A 16,014-nucleotide genomic window follows, 5' to 3' on the forward strand; every position below is an offset into this window, starting at 1 on the left:
AACGGCGCGGTCGCCCAGCAAAGGAAAAGCTCGATCTTCATCACGGCTGATCACCGAAAAAAAACTCCCGCCAAACTAGGGAATTTTAGATGCCCACTTTTGCGGAATCTTCGGTGCCCGTTGACAGTGAGCGGTGTGCTGCCCGATGATACGGAAAAATCGGTAGATTTGTAACCGATCGCGAGCGACCGCCGTAAGACCGGAATGAGGATGGCCACGAGCGAAGCTGAGCTCAAAGCGCTGATGATCGGCAGCCTGAACGGCGATGCGCTGGCGCATGGCCTGTTGCTGCGCGCGCTCGTGCCCCTTCTCCAAACATTCTACCGTCGCCGCATGGCTGATGCCGACGTCGACGATCTCGTACAGGACACCTTGATCGCCGTGCATACCCGCCGCGAGACATTCGACAGGGAGCGCCCCTTCACTGCGTGGCTCTATGCGATCGCGCGCTATCGGGCGATCGACCACTACCGGCGCCGTCGGCAGACGGTGGCGATCGAGGACGTAGAGTCCATTCTGGTGGCTGAAGGCTTTGAAGATGCCACCAACGCCCGCATGGACGTCGACAATCTCCTCCAGACGCTCTCCCCCAAGCAGGCCCGCGCGATCCGCGACACGCATGTCGACGGCAAGAGCGTTGCGGAGGCCGCTGCCGGCGCCGGAATCGGAGAGTCGGACGTGAAGGTCTCGGTGCACCGCGGCCTGAAGGCGCTCAGCGCCCGGATCAAAGGCTCATCACGATGAACACCGAACAGCTCATCCAGTCGCTCAGCCGGGACGTACGCCGCGTACCGCGTCACGCCGTTGTGAAGCGGATCGGCTTGGGCATCGCAGTCGGTTGCTTCGCTGCCATGCTGCTGGTCACGGTGACGCTCGGCATCCGTCCGGACCTGCGCATCGCGATGCACGGCTTCTCCTTTTGGATGAAATGGAACTACACGATGTCGCTCGGACTGGGCGCGATCTACGGGATCACGCGGCTAGCGCGGCCCGCGCCCGGATCGCTCAGTGGTCTGTGGTTTCTCGCGGCACCGGTGTTGGTCCTGGCAGGTATCGGGGTTGGCGAGCTCGCCCGCACGCCCTCATCGCACTGGCTGGCGATGTGGCTCGGCCGGAGCTGGATGGTGTGCCCATGGTTTGTACTGGCGCTGGCGGCGCCAATCTTCGCCGGACTGCTCTGGTCGTTCCGGAAGCTTGCGCCAACGCACCTGCGGGCCGCTGGCGCGGTTGCCGGTCTCGGCGCGGGCGCCTGGGCCGCGACGATCTACTGCCTGCATTGCCCGGAGGTGTCGGCAATCTTCGTGCTCACCTGGTACAGTCTGGGGATCTTACTGGCAGCAGGGATTGGGGCGCTACTGGGCCCACGGCTGCTACGCTGGTAGCCGCAGCTCACGGTCGCCGGTGCCGATTGCGTGGGCGACCTTGCCGATCGACAGCCCGGCGACGCCGCGAGGCAAGCCGGGCTGTCGCGAGTAAGGTTTTGCCCGGAGTTTAGCTCTGGAGCTGACGGTCCGTTGAATTCCCAACCTAAGTTGGTCTTCGCTACCTCAGCACCTCGTTGAACTCGATCACGTTGAGATCGGGGTCGCGGATGAAGCATGTGATGCGCCGATCATGCCCGAGCCTGATCGGTCCTTCGCTGATCCAGATTCCCCCCTGCTCAAGCCATCGGACGAGCTCGTCCATGCTGTCGATGACGAACGCTGCGTGCGTGTAACCGGGCCGCTTCACGGCAACGTCGAGCAGGACGTTGCCTTCACCGGCGGGTTCGCCGTTGTAGATGAGATGGATGCGCAGGCCGGTCGGATGCACCAGGCCGAGTGCCGAGACTTCAGGTGCATCCTCGTCAGGATCGGGGACAAAGCCCAGCTTGGCGTAGAAACGCTCCGCGACCTCAAGATTGGAGACGCGGATGCCGATATGGTCGAGTCGTAGGTTGTCGAAGTTCATGGGACCGGTCCTGATGCTGTCGGGGGTCGAGGCTCAGAGGATCGCCTCGAGCCCCGCCGCGGTTCGACGGAACGGGACGAAGCCGGGCAGGGTCTCAATCCGGCGCAGCCAACTGCCCACGGCGGTATAGACTGACGTGTTTACGTTCCCCTCGGGCGCGCGCTCGATATAGCTGTAGAGCGCGACATCGGCGATCGTTGGCTCGTCCGTGCCGGCGATCCAGCGGTTCCACTCCAAGACCTGGTCGATGACGCCGAGTGCATCATGGGCACGGCCGATCACCTCCAGAGGATCGAAGGGAGCATTGAACACGGTGATGAGGCGAGCGGCGCAGGCGCCATAAGCGATCTTTCCGGCCGCGACCGATAGCCAGCGTTGAACCTTGGCCTCCTCGATCGGATCGGTCGGAAGCCAGTGGGAAGGACCGATTTTCCTCGCGATGTAGACGAGAATAGCGTTTGAATCCGGAATGATGACCCCATCATCATCGAGGATGGGGATCTCGCCAAAGGCGTTGAGCGCGAGGAACTCGGGCGTCTTGTGCTGCTGCGCGGCCAGATCGACCTCGACCAGCTCGTGGTTGACCCCGGCCAACGACAGAAACAGGTGAGCGCGGTGCGCGTGCCCCGACAGCGGGTGGTAATAGAGCTTCATTCAAAGTCTCCTGGGGGAGCGTGTCTCAGCGCCCGCGGAGCGTGCGCGCGAGAAAGGCACGTATCGAGGCGCGGGTCTTATCCGGCTGCATCTTGCTCTCGGCCTCAGATTGCCGCAAACCACTGGTAATCGGCCGAATCCTCCCAGTAGCCGCCCTTGCCCGCGCCGATCCTGGCGAGGCTGTCGACCGCCTCGACGCGCATGACGTATTTGGCCTGCTTGTAGCCGAGCTGGCGCTCGACCCTGAGGCGCAGCGGCGCGCCGTGGCCGACGCTCAGAAGCTGGTCGTTCATGCCCCAGGCGAGAATCGTCTGGGGGTGGTAGGCGTCGATCAGGTCGATGCTCTCGTAATAGGGGGCGCCGTCGAAATCATCGGCACAGTGGAACACGACATAGCGGGCGGACGGCAGCACGCCGGCTGCGTCGAGCGCCAGCTTGAGCGGCAGACCGGTCCATTTGCCGATCGCGCTCCAACCCTCGACACAATCGTGGCGGGTGATCTGCGTGCGGGCGGGCATCGCCCTGATTTGCGCCAGCGAGAGTTTCTGTGGACGCCGGACCAGGCCGTCGAGCTCCAGACGCCAATCCGCAAACCTAGCGGCGGCGTGAGCCTGATAGGCGTCGCTCGCCGGCATGGTGTTGCCGTTGGTGCGGAACACCGGCGACATATCAGAGGCGGCGAACTCGCGAGCTAGCGCGGTGCGGTCGGTGACGAGCCGCTGCGCGCGCATGGTCAGGCCTTCCCCGAGGCCGAGCACGTCCTGCACCTTGGGCGAGGCCGCGATCCGGTCGCAGCCGGAGAGCAGAAGACCGCCCGCGCCGGCGCCGAGCGAGCCGATGAGGCGACGTCGTGTCAGCAGCGTCATTGGTCGCGCTCCTTAGGTAGGCGATACCAGCCGGTGATGATCGAACGCAGCTCGTTGATAGGGCCGGCGAGGAGCACCATCAGCAGGTGGACGACGATGAAGCCGGCGAGCAGCGCCGCGCAGATGAAGTGGATCGAGCGCGCCGACTGACGGCCGCCGAACAGGTCCAGCAGCCACGGCCAAGCCGCGTCGATCCCGGGTGACATGGTGAGCCCGGTCAGCACCATGATGGGCAGCAGGCCGAAGATCACGCCGACATAGCTCAGCTTCTGGAGCACGTTGTAGCGCCGCGCCGCCTCGCCCGTGTGGAAGCGCAGACGCGCATGGTCCTTGACGTCCTGCCACAGGCTGCGTGGCCTGAGTTCCTCCGCGGTCGGCGCGAGATCGCGCTGGACGTGCCGTGAGATGAAGCCCCAGAGCCAGAACAGCAGGCCCGGCACCACGAGGAGCCAGGCGAAGAAGAAGTGCCACTGGCGCGCCGCGGCAAGGTTGTAGCCCGACGGGATCGTCACGAGCGGCGGAAAGGCACGCTCCTCGCCGCCGGCAAGCCCCAGCACGCCGGTGGTGGGAATGGTGACGGGGCCGACGCGCAGGTAGCCGCGCTCGCCGTCGCTGCCGATCTCCAGCCACGGCGTTTCATGGTTCGCGCCGTACTGGCCCCAGTAGAGGTGGGGATGCGCGTTGAAGATCATCATCCCGCTCATCAGCAGCACGATCACAGCGAGCGCATTAAGCCAGTGCCAGGCGCGGACGGGGCGGCGCTGGCGATAGATGAGGTCACCACCTACGCGGAGGCGGTCAATCGGTTGGGTAGCCATCGGGTCGCTCCGAAGGGGAGGGGCGTCGGCATAGGCACGACGCCCCCGAACGCCGATCAGTGGCCGGCGCTCATCATCGCATCGCCGTGCTTCATCTTGTCGGCATGCGCCTTCTTCGCCTTGCCGCGCTTCATCGCGCCATCGTTCTTCATCGCGCCGGTCGACGTCTTGCCCGAGGCCATATGGTCCTGAGCGGCCATCTGGTCGTGTGACGCCATCTTGTCGTGGGAGGCCATCTTGTCATGCGAGGCCATCGCGTCTTGGGCGAAGGCCGGCGCCGCGGCGCCAATCGCGAGGGCGGACAGGGCGATCATCATTGTCTTGCGCATGGGATAATCCTTGAATGGGTGAGCGTCGGGACGACCGAACCGCGGCGACGCTTCCGGCGGTTCGGTAGACGCGACCTGGCACCCGTTCGGGGGTTGGGGGCTGCAGCGGGCGGCAGGCCGCGTCTTATTGCCCATCCGCAGCTCCCGCCCGGTCGGTTACATCGGGTCAGGATTTTGTAACGGCGCCACTGCTGTAACCGCCGCGCCGAGCCCTCCGTAGGTCCTTGGGCTGGCATCGGCCCGGCGGGCGCTCATCGTCCAACTCGGCCGCGCACGCATCGTTGAACGAACACGAGGATCGCGACATGCACGACATGGGTAAGCTCAAGAACCTGAAAAAGCTCGACGCGGGCGCTCCCGACGCGATGAAGGCGTTCTGGGAGTTTGATAAGGCCGTGTTCAAGGAGGGCGAGATCTCCGCCCTCAACAAGCAGCTCATGGCGGTGGCAGTCGCGCTCACGACGCAGTGCGCCTACTGTATCGAGATCCACACCAAGCAAGCGCGCGAAGCCGGCGCCACCGACGCACAACTTGCGGAAGCGACGACCGTTGCCGCGGCGATCCGAGCTGGCGGGGCGATGACCCACGGAACGCACCTCTTCTGAGCCGATCCGGCGGCATCGACACGAAATGGGCCGGCCCGCTTTGACGGACCGGCCCATGGTCGCACCAGCGACACGAGAACCCTAACCGGCGGGGCGGGCGACGGGCCGCGAGTTCATCCCGCTTGCAACCGTATCGCCACGCTTGGCCCTGAGACGCGCATCCACCGAAAGGGGGCCGGCTCCGCCGATGCACAGTGCGATCAAGCCGGCGATGTAGAGCAGATCGGTCTCGTAGCCCGGCTGACCGAAATGCGCACCGCTCGCGTCATAGGACATCAGCTTGATCGAGCTGAAGCCGTTCGGCAGGTGGACGGTGAAGATCGCGACCAGCAGCACCACTATCATCGGCACCGTGATGAGCGGCACCAGTGCGCCGACGATGATCATCAGACCATCGTCGGTAACGACCGGCAGCAGCTTAACGCAGCGATCGCAAGAGCCCGGCGCTCGGGCGGTCCGCAAATCACGCTGGCGGGCGGTAGGATCTCGATCGGGGCGGCAGGCAGCACCAAGCCGTCGACGGTATGGCTCGTTCGGTACGACCCCCGCGTCAACAACGTGCCGATCCGCGCCGGCGAGAATGGCGGACGCACGCTGCCCCATCGCAACATCGTTCGCCAGCTTCAGGCGGTCGGCACCTGGTCGGGCAAGGTCGCCAGCTTCCCCGTGCCGGCCAGCCCCAGCCCGGTCTACCGCACGGCCGTTCTCGTCCAGGCCGGCAAAGGCGGTCCGATCGTGGCGGCCGCGAGGCTGTGAGTTCCCTCGGCGTTATGTAGGCGGGTCGGACCATGTGGATGCAGTCGCGTCAAACGGGCTGCATTCGGGACGAAGTCGAACGCCGTGACCTAAGGAGCCTCACATATGGAACTCTGGTATGCGCCAACCTCGCCCTTCGCGCGAAAGGTGCGCGTAGCGGCGCACGAGCTCGGCCTTTCGGGCGAACTGACGCTGGTGCAGGTCAACCCATGGACCGAGGAACGTTTGCGGACGATCAATCCGCTCTCCAAGGTGCCGACGCTCGTGCTCGAGGACGGGACCGTGCTCTTCGAGTCCACTGTCATCTGCGAATACCTGGACACTCTAGGCGGGCGACACCTCTACCCCGCCGACGGGCCTGAACGATGGCGAACGCTCCTGCTTCAAGGGATGGCTGACGGAGCGATGACCGCGATGGGACGGCTCTTCGCCGAAGAGCGCAACTCGCCGGATCGGCCCCCAACCGCGATGCAGGAACGTTTTCACGCCGCACGCGAGGCTACCCTGGACCGGCTGGAAAGTGAGCGGCTGCGGGCCGATCCGCTGATCGGAGAGATCGGGGTCGCAGTCTTCCTCGGCTACCTCGACTTTCGCTGGCCCGATCGCGATTGGCGAAGCGGAAGACCCACGCTCACGCGATGGTTCGAACGCTTCGAGGAACGCCCATCGATGACGAGCACGAAACATAGCCTTCTTCAGGGTTCTATGTAGATCGTTCACACCACCTGGCTGGGTCTGATGGTGAGACTTAGCTAGATGACGTACGATTCTGAGGTGTGCCACGTGGCACACCTTTGCGTCTCATTCTGGCGGGATCGTCAGCGCCTCTTGGCACCGCAGCCGTCTTGAGCAATCAACGCTCATCAAGGCGGAGCAAGTGAGACGTGACAAGCATTCGGATTCTACACCGCGATCCCGCCGGCAAGGTGTTCGATGGCGGCGTCGAATTTGGCCTCGAACAGTTCGCCGGCCAGGTGCCGATGGTCGGCGACACGATCCTCGATCCCGGCGTGCTGCAGGGGCAGGACCGGCACATGCCGCAAAACCGGTCGATCTGGACCGTGGTTGGCCGGGTGTTCAATCCTCGCGATCGGGAAGACACGGTGGCGTTGATCGTCGAGTCTCGCGACGGCAACCTCGCCGACGAAGCCTTCGCCTGAATAGGAAGGCGAGGGGGAGGCCGTAGGAGCTCCCCGTTGGCTTATCCTCGGTTGATACGCCAGGAGTGTAGCCTGAGCGGTTCCTATATGGGGATGTCCTATACTTTGTAGGCCCCCAGCGGCTCCCGCCTCCTGGGCGCGTCGGCCCGGGGAGTGGGCGGCCTCAGCGCCCGGGGAGGGCGCCCCCAGCGCCGCCCCCTCAAACTTGAAGGATGCTTGCGCGAAGCTCATATCCGCAGTCAAGAAAGGATTAGACCTATGGCTGCGAAGAAGCAAACAGACAGCAGCGCCGATCTTCGGACGAATGAGAAGAAGTGGACCAAGCCGCTGATGGATGCGGGTTGGACGGCGTTGCCGAGCGTCATTATCGAAAACCAGCGCCAGCTCGGCCTCGAACCGCTCGACCTCAACATCGTCGTGTATCTGGCGAGCAAGTGGTGGACGGCGGAGGGCAAGCCCTTCCCGTCGAAGTCCACGATGGCGAAGGCGATGAACGTGCACCCGCGCACGATCCAGAAGCATATCGCTGGGCTGGAAGGGGCGGGCTATATCCGCCGCGAGGAGCGGCGGACAGAGACGGGTAGCCGGACCAACATCTATCACCTCGATGGCCTGATCGAGGCGGCGGCGCCGTTCGCGGCGGAGAAGCTGGCGGAGATGAAGGACAAGTCGGAACTGGCGAAGCGTCGCGAGAACCGGCGCGGTGCCCCCAAGCTGCGCTTGGTGGAGAAGGATGACGACGCGTGAACGCGCATGTCCAGGAAGCGCCGCCGAGGGTGCCGCCTAAGGTCACGGCTGCGCCGAGCATTCGTCAGCTCTATTGGTGCGACTTCCCCCAGGACGCGCAGCTTCCCGAGTTCTGGAAGCGGCGTCCTGTCGTGATCCTGTCGTTCAAGAACACGCTGCACGGCGCGGTGACGGTGATCCCATGCTCGACGCAGGCGCAGCCGGGCAACAAATGGGCATTCCCGCTGCAGACGACGATCGACGGGCGCGCCGCGTTCGCGATCTGCGACAAGCCTACAACGGTTGCGGTTAGCCGCTTGACGCCAGATAAGGGCGGCATCGTGCGGATGCCTGTCGCCGAGTTCGACGACATGCTGCGCCTGGTGCTGGCATGGCTGCCGGTCCCGGCGGCGTTACCCGCACCGGCACCCGCGCCGCCGGCGCCTGCCGGCCCCGCGGCGTAGGGGCCGCCGGGGCGATTCAAATTTTAGTTGAATCCTAAGAGATCGGTTTCTACATGGGGAGCACGCGCGGCCTCCCCCTGGGGAGTGTCCGTTTCCCGCGAGGGAACTAAACGGTCGGGGCCGCCTCAAAAGGGCGGCCCTTGGCTTATCTGGTCATTGCTGACAGATTACGCTGAAAGCTCGCCTTCCTGGCGGGTGACTGCATCTACGTTCCCGTCCATCGGCGCCGCGTAGAACGCGGCCGGGGTGGATAGCATGACGAGGCAACTTACCAGGGGATCGGTGTGGAATCGGTGGGATCCGCATATCCACACACCAGGCACGATCCTGTCGGATCATTACCCTGCTGCTGACGGGTGGGAGCAATTCCTAGACCGCGTCGAGACGTCCGAACCACGGGTTCGAGCACTAGGTATCACCGACTATTTCAGCACAGCTACCTACGAACAGGTGCTGACGCATAAAGCGGCAGGGCGGCTGCGGGACGTCGATCTGATCTTCCCTAATGTCGAACTGCGACTTGGCGTCGGCACCGACAGGGGTTCGCCGGTCAACATCCATCTTCTCGTCTCGCCCGACGACAAGGATCATCTGCCCCGGCTGCACGCTTTCCTGTCGGACCTTAGGTTCGAAGCCAAGGGCGAGCGCTATCGGTGCACCCCGGCAGATATCATGCGACTGGGCCGGGCCCATGACGCGGAAGCGACCAGCGACGAGCGTGCGCTGGAGGTTGGCACCAACCAGTTCAAGGTCGACCTTGCCAACCTTCGGGAGGCGATGAAGGCGAGCGACTGGGCGCGGGCAAATATCCTGATCGCCGTCGCTGCCAGCAGCAAGGACGGCACCGCCGGGCTACAAGGCGATGCGTCGCTCGAACGCCTGCGTCGTGAGATCGAGCGCGCGTCGCACATAATCTTCTCGAGCAGGCCGGCGGATCGCCAGTTCTGGCTCGGCCAAGGGCCGGTGACGCGCGATGTCCTGGTGTCCGAATATGGCGGCATCAAGCCATGCTTGCACGGCAGCGACGCGCACCGGCCCGAAAAGGTCGCAGCACCAGCGCAGGACCGACGGTGTTGGCTTAAGGGGCGGGTGACGTTCGAGACGCTGCGCCAGGCTTGTCTCGAACCCGAAATGCGCGTGTTCGTGGGGACGGCTGCGCCGCCTGCGGCGCAGCCGTCGCAGGTGATGACCCAGGTTGAGGTCAGCGGCGCACCGTTCATGCTCGACGCGAAGGTGCCGCTCAATCCCGGGCTGATCGGGATCATAGGCGCGCGCGGATCGGGCAAGACCGCCCTTGCCGATCTGATCGCGGCAGCGGGCTCGGCCTTGATGGTCAAGGGCAACAAGCTCTCCTTCCTATATCGTGCCCGCGAGCATCTGGCCGGGGCGCGAGTGGATTTGAGCTGGGATGACGGCACAGGCTGCGGTGAATCCATCACCAGCCTCATGGAGATGGAAAGCGAGAGCGACGATCCGCAGGTGCGCTACCTTTCGCAGCAGTTCGTCGACCGTCTGTGTTCGGCTGAGGGCCTTACCGACGAATTGCTGGTCGAGATCCAGCGCGTGATCTTCCTCGCGCATCCGACCGAAGAGCGGCTTGGTGCGACCGACTTTCTGCAGCTCCTCGATCTGCGCGCCGAAAGCGCGCGCACGGCGCGCAGCCAGGCCGAGAGCGAGCTGAGCGACCTGTCGGCCGAGTTTGTAACCGAACGGGAGAAGGAAGCGAGCGTCGGACCGCTGCGCAACAAGCTGACCGCGCTGACCGGCGCAATCACGAAGGCGCAGTCCGATCGAACGAAGCTGGTGGGCAAGAGTGGGGGCGATCAGGCCCGGCTCGACAGCTACAGCGTCGTCGCGGGGGTGTTGCAGCAGCGCCGATCCGAGCATGAACAGCTCGAACGACGCCGCAACGCGCTCGATACGCTAGCGCGCGAGGTAGCGTTGGCGCGGTCACGGACCTTTCCCGACATGCTCCGCCAACTGCGCCAGCGTCATCAGGACACGCAACTTCCCGATGCGCTGTGGCCGCGCTTCGCTCTGCAATTCGCCGGTGATGTCGATGACGCGATCGTAGGCGAGCGCGCTGCCGTGGTGGCAGCGTTGGCGACGCTCGCTGGCGTGCCAATCGAGCCGCCTGTTGGGGAAACGCCTCCCGCGACCTCGTACCTCCCTCAAGGTGCGCAGCTCGCATCGCTGTCGATTGCAGTCTTGGCGGCTGAAGCACGACGGTTGGAAGCGCTGATTGGGGTCGATCGCGAGGCCGCGAAGGCTTTGGCGGCGCTGAACAGCAAGATCGCAGCCGATGAGGCGCAAGCCGCGAATCTACGCCGCCAGATTGAGGCGGCCGAACAAGCACCGGCGCGGCTCGTCGCGATCCGCAGCGAACGGCGCGACGCTTACACCCGTGTGTTCGATGCACTGGTCGCGGAACAAGCGGAACTTACGAGCCTTTACGCGCCGCTCGCGAGCCGGATCGAAGCGGAAAGCGGCTCGGCCCGAATGCTGTCGTTTGATGTTCGCCGACGCGTCGATGTCAGCGCGTGGGCGAGGAAAGGCGAAGCGCTGCTCGATCTGCGCTATGGCTCCACGCTGAAGAAGGGCTCACTAGCTGACATCGCCAAGGCATCGCTCGCGCCGGCATGGGCTTCGGGCAGCGCGGAACAGGCATCGGCTGCTCTTCAGCAATTCCGGGAAACCTACGACGCCGCGATCGTCGAGTGCTGCCCCTATGATAAAAATGATCCCGCGCAAGCGGCGAAGCTGCGGCAATGGGCCGGCAATATCTCCGCCTGGCTTTACGGCACCAGCCATATCCAGATCGCCTACGGCGTCCAGTATGACGGCACGGATGTCGAGCGGCTGTCACCGGGCACGCGCGGTATCGTTCTCCTGCTGCTTTATCTGGCGATCGACACTGACGACAATCGTCCTCTCATCATCGATCAGCCGGAAGAAAATCTCGATCCGCGCTCGATCTTCGTCGAACTGGTCGAACGCTTCCGATCGGCCAAGCAACGCCGACAGATCATCATCGTGACCCACAATGCTAACCTCATCGTCAACACCGATGCCGATCAGGTGATCGTGGCGACGTGCGGCCCGCACCGTCCCGGTCAGCTCCCAGAAATCAGCTATCTTTCGGGCGGACTGGAGGACCCCGCTGTTCGCGAGAGCGTGTGCAGCATCCTCGAAGGCGGCGAGGAGGCATTCCGCGAGCGCGCAAAGCGGTTGCGCGTCACGCTTTAATCTCGGCAGGGGGGTGTGCCACGTGGCACACCCGCTTCACAGCCATCGCCCTTGAAGGACCGTGCCGTATTCGATGGCCAGGGCAACGATGCCGGCGATCAGCGCGGCGAGCGCAAACAGCGCAAGCCGCGCCGGGATGCCGGGGCGCGATCTGCCCTCGGTGATGATGATGGCAGCCCCGATCGCGAGCGCCAGGGCCAGCGCCGGCCCCAGCTCGTAGAGGATCAGGCCGGGAAGGCGGTTCGGGAGCAGGTAGGGGAAATTGCGGATCAGGCGGCCGATCAGGACGGCGCCGATTACAAGGGACAGCGCCATGCCCCAGCGGCCGATCAGGACCGCGGCGGGAGAACCGCGCTCAAGCATTGGAGCGGTTCCGCGCACAGGCAACGCCCGCCCGTGAGGGCGGTCCTTTGCAGCCTAGCTGATCGTCACCCGCATGGGCGGAAACCCGGGCGCGGGGTTCCGCGAAGCGCCGCATAAGCGGCGCGGAGTAGAGCCCGGGCCGGAGGCAGGCCTCACTTACTGCTTGATCGTCCCTACGCTGCATCCCTGCGGCACCTGTGCCCTGCGAACGGCAAGTTGGCGCATCCCCTCGTAGTCGATGCCCCACAGCCCTATGCGCCTTGCTGCGGCCTTCTGCATCAGATCGACATAGGCCCCGCCCGAAAACATCCGGTAATCGACGGCATACCCCTGAGCGACCATCGTAGCCCCGACGCTCGCTTTATTCGCGGGAAAGCGACACGCCAGATTTAGTCGCCCGTAGCTCTTCGGATCGGTCCGGCACTGCTTCTCTCGACGAAGCGCGTAGTCGAACATCGACACGGAACAGTCCATGCCACCGTCCCGCGCCGCCAACCCGCGCAACGCTTCGCTCGACAATGCTTTGAGCTGCGCTAGGTCGTCATCCGGCGCATCGATCCCGACGACACGCACCCGCCCATTGGGGAAATCGACCGTATCCCCGTCGATGATCCTCGGCGCCGGCGACGAGAGCCGCGTCTTCGACACTTCGACCAGGGACTGCTTGTTCTGAGAAATCGCATAGCTCGCGACGATCAGGAACGTCGCGCCCATCGTCCAGCGCTGAAACCGCGTCGCGCGAGGAAACAGCTTCATAGCGAGCGGATCTCGCGCAGGAGATCGTTCCAGTCACCAGCATGGGGCGGCGGCTTGACGACGAGCTGGCGACCGTTGGCCGTCAGGTGCGGGGTGGCGCGCTCGATCGCGCGCGCCGCCTCCCCCCCATGCTGGCTGTAGATGACGACGGTGTGGACGCTCTCCGGGATGGCGACGGCTTGATATCGCTCGATGCCCAGAACGGGCCATACGAAGCGGCCTGGCTCCAGCACGTTCATGACGCTTGCGGCATCCTCGACGCCTTCGGCGAGGCGCAAGATGCCGTCGAGCGGGATACCGCCCCAGCGAACCGCGCCGACACCGGGATTGCCGAGCATCCGCTTGGGCTCGTCCATGTCGGCCTTCCAGCGCCCATCGGGGCGCAGGAAGGTCCGATGGATGGCTACGACGCCGGAATCCTCCTCGATCGGCACGATCAGAGCGGGTGCGAACGCTTTGGCGGCGCCGGCACCGCATTGGCAGCGCGGATCGAAGCGGGCGTTGATGCCGTCGGGGATGATAGACCGGCCCTCGCGCAGATAACGATCGGCAAGCGTGCCGGCGAAGGGCTCGGCATGGCGCCACACCGCCAGCGCGAGCTTGTTGAGGTCGGCCTTGTTCTCCTGGCGGTGACCCGGGTCGTGGTCAGCCGGCGTGAGGATCTTGCCGGAACGCAGCGCCGACATAATCGCGTCGGCCGTGCAGCCGGCGAAGCAATGGAATAGAACGGCTCGGTCGCCGACGCGGATCGATAGGCTTGCCTTGCCATCGGCGTGCGCTGGACAGCGGCACATGGCGAAATCGCCCTGCCATCTGCCCCCGAGTTGGCGAACGATCCGCTCCGCCTGTTCCTCGATCGATGCTGCGTCTCGTCGGGACATCTCTGGACACTCCCATGTCTGCCCGCATAATTGCTAACGCGGCGTAAAATTTCACGCCAGCGAAAACCTGTAAAATCGCTTTTCGCAGGGTGAGATGGAATTACAACTGATTTTGGAGCGCGAGCTGACGTCGCAACGTCCACCAGCCGGGACGATCACCGATGTTCATATATGCCAGCATGACTCCGGCAAGTGGCACATCAATGTCCGGGTGAGCTGGAAGGGGACCAGCCTGTTCCATGTGGGTCTATATGACAAGAAGCGTATCCGCCTGTATAAAAAGGCGTCTTCGGCCATTCGTCACGTTGTCGTCGGATACGGCTATGAGGGTGTGATCCACGTCCACCCTTGCCCTGGCATGCGGGATGACGCGGCCTTTTAACCCGACAGGTTGATTGATCCGAGATGTAACCATTGTCGCTTTAGGGCTAGGCAACACACGATAAGCGATTTAGCTTGTTATCACTTGAGGAGTGAAAACATGGCAAATCGCTTGTGTTCCTCTCTAGCGGTCGTTGCTCTTGCAACGGCCTCGATCGCCACGGTGCCGGCAAAGGCGGCTGATTCCACCTGGGCTTGCGAAGTGCTGCTGTGCGCGAGCAACCCGGGCGGATGGATGCAGTTCGCTGAGTGCGTGCCGCCGATCCGCAAGCTGATCTCGCATCTGGCGCTGGGTGGCAGCTTTCCGACCTGCAGCGCGGGCGATGTCCGCAAGGCGGACTACACCAAGCCGAAGAACGGGCGGCCCGGCTACGTCGTGATGACGATGACCGATGGCACGCGAACGCGCTACACAGTGCCGACGGCGGCGCAGGTGGCCCAAGCGGAGGCTACGGCGCAGCCGGGTGGCCCGCTAGGGTCAGAGACATTGGAGCGGTAATGACGCTCCCCGCCGCGGTCATCATGGGTCTCGCGGCGCAATGCGCGCCTAGTGTGGCGCCTGCGACCATCGCGGCGATCGTCCAGACGGAAAGCCGCGGGTTCGAGCTGGCGATCGGGGTAAACGGCCTCGCACGCCAGCCCGCGCCGGCGACGAGCATGGCGCAGGCGGTCGAGACCGCCCGCTACTATGTCGGCAAGGGCTATTCGGTCGATCTCGGCCTCGGGCAGATCAACTCGCGGAACATGAAGGCCCTCGGGCTGACGTGGGACAACGTGTTCGATCCCTGCACCAACATCGCCGCGGCGGGGGCGGTGCTGTCGGGCAACTATCGCAGCGTGCGCGCGGGGCTTCACCCCCAGCGTGCGCTTCGTGTCGCCCTGTCCATGTATAACACCGGGTCGCAGTCGCGTGGCTTCTCCAACGGCTATGTCGGGAAGGTCGTCGGCAACGCCGGCTTCGCCGACGGCATCCAGCCCGTCGCCGTGCGCGTGAGCGCTTTCACCGGCGCAACAGATACCAGCGAAGGATCGAGCGCGGCTGCGCAGCTCGCCGCGCTGGTCGAGGAAAACACGTCCCCTGCGGGGCAGCAGCAAGCTGCGCCACCCCCACCGCCGCCATCGTGGGACGTGTTTGCGAGGGCGGAATATGAGCGAGCGCGGCTCGCCGGAGAAGGAGAAAACCGATGAATCTCGCATCTTTCGGTGGGCCGGCGCTGGCCCTGCGAGCCCGTGTCACCCGTCGTGTCGAAGCGATGACCCCGGGTCAGCGCAAGGTCTCGCGGGTGCTGTCGATGTTCAGTCTGGTCGCGCTGACGTCGCTGCTGTCGGCCGAGCCGGCGTTCGCGCAAACCAATCTCGAGAGCTTCGGCAACGCGGTCCTCGGCCTACTGAGCAACGGACTCCTGCGCATCGTCGCGATCCTCGCGCTGATCGCGGCGGGCTTCGGATGGCTGACGGGTCGGGTCAACACCGGGGCGCTCGTCACCGTCATCATCGGCATTGCGATCATCTTTTCGGCGCCGTGGATCGTCGATCAGCTCCAGGGCTGATCCATATGTGGGCGGGGCGCGAATAACGCCCCGTCCACACCAGTTCCGTGTGTGGAGTGCGTAGCGTGGATGAAGAACGGGAAGTGATGGCGCGCAACACGCTGTTCCTGGCGGTGACGCGGCCCGCGCTGTTCGCGGGCATCCCGATCGAGGCGGCCGTGGTGATCCTGCTGTCCTCGGTGATTACGCTGATCGGCACCTCGAACCCCATCTATGGCTTCGTCGTCGCCACGGTGATGTTAGGTATCTCGCGCCTCGTGGTGCGGCACGACGTCAACGCCTTCCGCCTGATCTTCCTATGGGGCCGCACCAAGGCGGCCAACCGCAACCGCGTCTTCTGGGGCGGGTCGAGCTACACGCCGCTCCCTCTGAAGGGCATCAAGGCCTCTGTGCATTGTAGGGACACGGATTCACGGTAGGCATCGACGTCAGGGGTAGCGAACTATTTGCGCAGGTTCTCGATGCCAAGTTCGCGCCATATCCAAGTGAAGTCGTAGGTGGCCATCGGG

At 64.5% G+C, this 16,014-nt stretch carries 23 protein-coding genes; 14 read left to right on the forward strand and 9 right to left on the reverse strand.

What is annotated here, in order from left to right; translation table 11 throughout:
* Positions 1–210: 210 nt before the first annotated feature.
* The gene (locus BRX37_RS24655) at positions 211–744 is read left to right on the forward strand and encodes a sigma-70 family RNA polymerase sigma factor (RefSeq protein WP_125990020.1); all 534 of its coding nucleotides are present in this window, start codon (positions 211–213) and stop codon (positions 742–744) included.
* On the forward strand, positions 741–1,382 hold the full coding sequence (locus BRX37_RS24660; RefSeq protein WP_125990022.1) for a DUF1109 domain-containing protein: 642 nt from the start codon (positions 741–743) through the stop codon (positions 1,380–1,382). Before BRX37_RS24655 ends, BRX37_RS24660 begins: the two co-directional genes overlap by 4 nt.
* Before the next feature lie 160 nt (positions 1,383–1,542).
* Here the strand turns inward: BRX37_RS24660 and BRX37_RS24665 are convergent, their stop codons facing one another.
* From BRX37_RS24665 to BRX37_RS24685, 5 genes are all read right to left on the reverse strand, one after another.
* Positions 1,543–1,950 (reverse strand): VOC family protein, encoded by a 408-nt coding sequence (locus BRX37_RS24665; RefSeq protein ID WP_125990024.1) that lies wholly within the window; start codon positions 1,948–1,950, stop codon positions 1,543–1,545.
* A gap of 33 nt (positions 1,951–1,983) precedes the next feature.
* Positions 1,984–2,604: a glutathione S-transferase family protein gene (locus BRX37_RS24670; RefSeq protein ID WP_125990026.1), complete on the reverse strand. Its 621-nt coding sequence runs from the start codon at positions 2,602–2,604 to the stop codon at positions 1,984–1,986.
* Between the two features lie 104 nt (positions 2,605–2,708).
* Positions 2,709–3,470 carry a molybdopterin-binding protein gene (locus tag BRX37_RS24675; RefSeq protein WP_125990028.1) on the reverse strand — a complete coding sequence of 254 codons (762 nt, stop codon included), beginning with the start codon at positions 3,468–3,470 and terminating at the stop codon, positions 2,709–2,711.
* Positions 3,467–4,288: a cytochrome b/b6 domain-containing protein gene (locus BRX37_RS24680; RefSeq protein ID WP_125990030.1), complete on the reverse strand. Its 822-nt coding sequence runs from the start codon at positions 4,286–4,288 to the stop codon at positions 3,467–3,469. The genes BRX37_RS24675 and BRX37_RS24680 overlap by 4 nt, the downstream gene beginning before the upstream one ends.
* Positions 4,289–4,344: 56 nt before the next feature.
* Positions 4,345–4,605: a pentapeptide MXKDX repeat protein gene (locus BRX37_RS24685; protein WP_125990032.1), complete on the reverse strand. Its 261-nt coding sequence runs from the start codon at positions 4,603–4,605 to the stop codon at positions 4,345–4,347.
* Between the two features lie 317 nt (positions 4,606–4,922).
* Between BRX37_RS24685 and BRX37_RS24690 the strand changes: the two genes are divergently transcribed.
* Positions 4,923–5,222, forward strand: coding sequence for a carboxymuconolactone decarboxylase family protein (locus BRX37_RS24690; RefSeq protein ID WP_125990034.1), 300 nt, complete (start codon positions 4,923–4,925; stop codon positions 5,220–5,222).
* Between the two features lie 81 nt (positions 5,223–5,303).
* Here BRX37_RS24690 and BRX37_RS27505 read toward each other — a convergent pair whose 3' ends face one another.
* Entirely contained in the window at positions 5,304–5,609 is a 306-nt protein-coding gene (locus tag BRX37_RS27505) for a DoxX family protein (RefSeq protein ID WP_267224405.1), read from the reverse strand.
* Here BRX37_RS27505 and BRX37_RS24700 point away from each other — a divergent pair.
* The 6 genes from BRX37_RS24700 (at position 5,529) to BRX37_RS24725 (ending at position 11,574) form a co-directional block, all read left to right on the forward strand.
* Positions 5,529–5,978, forward strand: a complete 450-nt coding sequence (locus BRX37_RS24700; protein WP_267224354.1) for a DUF1223 domain-containing protein — start codon at positions 5,529–5,531, stop codon at positions 5,976–5,978. The two genes, BRX37_RS27505 and BRX37_RS24700, sit on opposite strands and share 81 nt — an antisense overlap.
* A 105-nt stretch (positions 5,979–6,083) precedes the next feature.
* Positions 6,084–6,689: a glutathione S-transferase family protein gene (locus BRX37_RS24705; protein ID WP_125990041.1), complete on the forward strand. Its 606-nt coding sequence runs from the start codon at positions 6,084–6,086 to the stop codon at positions 6,687–6,689.
* Positions 6,690–6,862: 173 nt separating this feature from the next.
* Complete coding sequence (locus BRX37_RS24710) at positions 6,863–7,138, forward strand: hypothetical protein (protein ID WP_125990043.1); 276 nt, start codon at positions 6,863–6,865, stop codon at positions 7,136–7,138.
* Between the two features lie 258 nt (positions 7,139–7,396).
* Complete coding sequence (locus tag BRX37_RS24715; RefSeq protein ID WP_125990045.1) at positions 7,397–7,885, forward strand: helix-turn-helix domain-containing protein; 489 nt, start codon at positions 7,397–7,399, stop codon at positions 7,883–7,885.
* Positions 7,882–8,328 (forward strand): type II toxin-antitoxin system PemK/MazF family toxin, encoded by a 447-nt coding sequence (locus BRX37_RS24720; protein WP_267224348.1) that lies wholly within the window; start codon positions 7,882–7,884, stop codon positions 8,326–8,328. Before BRX37_RS24715 ends, BRX37_RS24720 begins: the two co-directional genes overlap by 4 nt.
* A gap of 255 nt (positions 8,329–8,583) precedes the next feature.
* Positions 8,584–11,574 carry a TrlF family AAA-like ATPase gene (locus BRX37_RS24725; protein WP_125990047.1) on the forward strand — a complete coding sequence of 997 codons (2,991 nt, stop codon included), beginning with the start codon at positions 8,584–8,586 and terminating at the stop codon, positions 11,572–11,574.
* A 36-nt stretch (positions 11,575–11,610) separates the two neighbouring features.
* Here the strand turns inward: BRX37_RS24725 and BRX37_RS24730 are convergent, their stop codons facing one another.
* From BRX37_RS24730 to BRX37_RS24740, 3 genes are all read right to left on the reverse strand, one after another.
* Positions 11,611–11,937 (reverse strand): hypothetical protein, encoded by a 327-nt coding sequence (locus BRX37_RS24730; protein WP_318276920.1) that lies wholly within the window; start codon positions 11,935–11,937, stop codon positions 11,611–11,613.
* Positions 11,938–12,093: 156 nt separating this feature from the next.
* A complete protein-coding gene (locus BRX37_RS24735; protein ID WP_318276922.1) occupies positions 12,094–12,693 on the reverse strand; it encodes a thermonuclease family protein in 600 nt (199 codons plus the stop codon).
* Positions 12,690–13,379: a DUF7146 domain-containing protein gene (locus tag BRX37_RS24740; RefSeq protein ID WP_125990059.1), complete on the reverse strand. Its 690-nt coding sequence runs from the start codon at positions 13,377–13,379 to the stop codon at positions 12,690–12,692. Before BRX37_RS24740 ends, BRX37_RS24735 begins: the two co-directional genes overlap by 4 nt.
* 289 nt (positions 13,380–13,668) lie before the next feature.
* Between BRX37_RS24740 and BRX37_RS24745 the strand changes: the two genes are divergently transcribed.
* The 5 genes from BRX37_RS24745 (at position 13,669) to BRX37_RS24765 (ending at position 15,924) form a co-directional block, all read left to right on the forward strand.
* Positions 13,669–13,956, forward strand: coding sequence for a hypothetical protein (locus tag BRX37_RS24745; protein ID WP_125990049.1), 288 nt, complete (start codon positions 13,669–13,671; stop codon positions 13,954–13,956).
* Positions 13,957–14,055: 99 nt separating this feature from the next.
* A complete protein-coding gene (locus BRX37_RS24750; protein WP_206434222.1) occupies positions 14,056–14,454 on the forward strand; it encodes a hypothetical protein in 399 nt (132 codons plus the stop codon).
* A complete protein-coding gene (locus BRX37_RS24755) occupies positions 14,454–15,143 on the forward strand; it encodes a lytic transglycosylase domain-containing protein (protein WP_125990051.1) in 690 nt (229 codons plus the stop codon). Before BRX37_RS24750 ends, BRX37_RS24755 begins: the two co-directional genes overlap by 1 nt.
* Positions 15,140–15,505, forward strand: a complete 366-nt coding sequence (locus BRX37_RS24760; RefSeq protein ID WP_318276923.1) for a TrbC/VirB2 family protein — start codon at positions 15,140–15,142, stop codon at positions 15,503–15,505. Before BRX37_RS24755 ends, BRX37_RS24760 begins: the two co-directional genes overlap by 4 nt.
* A gap of 65 nt (positions 15,506–15,570) precedes the next feature.
* Entirely contained in the window at positions 15,571–15,924 is a 354-nt protein-coding gene (locus tag BRX37_RS24765; protein WP_318276924.1) for a VirB3 family type IV secretion system protein, read from the forward strand.
* The last annotated feature ends 90 nt before the right edge of the window (positions 15,925–16,014 follow it).

The sequence above is a fragment of the Sphingomonas sp. S-NIH.Pt3_0716 genome (genome assembly GCF_003950715.1).
Lineage (GTDB): Bacteria > Pseudomonadota > Alphaproteobacteria > Sphingomonadales > Sphingomonadaceae > Sphingobium > Sphingobium yanoikuyae_A.